The organism is Alcanivorax sp. HI0083, assembly GCF_001635175.1.
This window is the reverse complement of the sequence record NZ_LWFX01001605.1, coordinates 1-1,733: the sequence shown is the minus strand read 5'-3', so window position 1 is coordinate 1,733 and position 1,733 is coordinate 1. Positions and strand designations below refer to the sequence as shown.

Genomic DNA, 1,733 nt, shown 5'->3' with positions numbered 1-1,733 from the left:
CATCCCGGTGCTGTGTCGCCTGGATACGGCAGAAGAAGTGTCCGTGTATTCCGCCGGTGGCATCCTGCAAAAATTCGCCAACGAGTTCATGGCGGAAGCGGGTTAGGCGGCAACAGTAGGGCGGAAATTGGCGTTAGCCAATCTCCGCCGACTGTTTGTCGATGTTTGTTTGCAAACGAACAATGTAACCCCGCCGGGCAGTCCCGCCGGGGTTTTTTAAAGGGAGCAATACAATGGCTCACGCCCCACAAATTAAAATCCCCGCTACCTATATGCGTGGCGGCACCAGCAAAGGCGTTTTCTTCAGCCTGACGGATCTGCCTGAAGCCGCACAGGTTCCCGGCGAAGCCCGCGACAAGATTCTGCTGCGGGTGATCGGCAGCCCCGATCCTTACGGCAAACACACCGATGGCATGGGCGGCGCCACGTCCAGCACCAGCAAGTCAGCAATCCTGGCGAAAAGTGAAAAGGCCGATCACGACGTGGATTATCTGTTTGGCCAGGTTTCCATCGATAAACCCTTCGTGGACTGGAGCGGCAACTGTGGCAACCTGACAGCAGCAGTGGGGGCTTTTGCCATCAATAACGGCCTGGTGTCTGCTGACCGAATCCCTGATAACGGCATTGCGATTGTGCGCATCTGGCAGGTCAATATCCAGAAAACCATCATTGCCCACGTTCCCATTACCAATGGTGAAGTTCAGGAAACCGGCGATTTTGAACTGGACGGCGTAACCTTTCCGGCCGCCGAAGTAAAAGTGGACTTCATGGACCCGGCAGACGGGGAGGGCGCCATGTTCCCCACCGGCAATGTGGTTGATGAGCTGGAGGTTCCGGGCGTTGGTACTTTCCCGGCCACCATGATCAATGCCGGTATTCCTACCGTTTTCGTCAATGCAGAAGATATCGGTTACACCGGTACCGAGCTGCAGGGTGACATCAACGAAAACAAGGAAGCGCTGCAGAGGTTTGAAACGATCCGTGCCTACGGTGCTAAGCACATGGGACTGATCGACAACATTGAAGAAGCCCAGGCGCGACAGCACACCCCGAAGATTGCCTTCGTCTCCAGGCCCAAGAGCTACGCCGCCTCCAGCGGCAAGCAAATTGGTGAAGAAGATGTGGACCTGTTGGTGCGTGCGCTGTCCATGGGCAAGCTGCACCACGCCATGATGGGCACCGCTGCGGTTGCCATCGCCAGTGCCTCGGCAGTGCCCGGCACCCTGGTCAATCTGGCGGCTGGCGGTGGCGAACGCGACAGCGTTACCTTTGGTCATCCGTCGGGCACGCTGCGGGTTGGCGCGGGGGCCAAACAGATCGATGGGCAGTGGACGGCCACCAAAGCCAGCATGAGCCGTAGCGCCCGTGTGTTGATGGAAGGCAATGTCCGCATCCCCGGAGACTGCTTCTAGGTAACGCCAGCTGAAACGGGTAGCCACTGTAGGTCAGATTAGCCTGAAGGCGTAATCCGACAAATTCATTGTCGGGTTACGGCTTTGCCTTTCTGTGCCCTTGGGTGAACCCGATCTGCAACTGTAAAAGCCGCTCAATTAACCCCCGGCAATGCTTGACCCTCTGCCATCCCGGGGGAGACCCTGAAAGCCAACCGATCCAGGGAGGCGTCTACCATGGCCAGCAATACCGATCAGAACCTGCGACCCGATTACGATCAAGTCATTCAGGACATTGTTGACTACGTTCGCGATTACCGCATCGAATCGGAAGAAGCTTGG

The 1,733-nt window shown here is 57.1% G+C and carries 1 protein-coding gene; it reads left to right on the top strand.

The window, feature by feature from the left end:
- Positions 1–233: 233 nt before the first annotated feature.
- Complete coding sequence (gene prpF, locus A3754_RS23835) at positions 234–1,412, top strand: 2-methylaconitate cis-trans isomerase PrpF (protein ID WP_063521527.1); 1,179 nt, start codon at positions 234–236, stop codon at positions 1,410–1,412.
- Positions 1,413–1,733 lie beyond the last annotated feature (321 nt).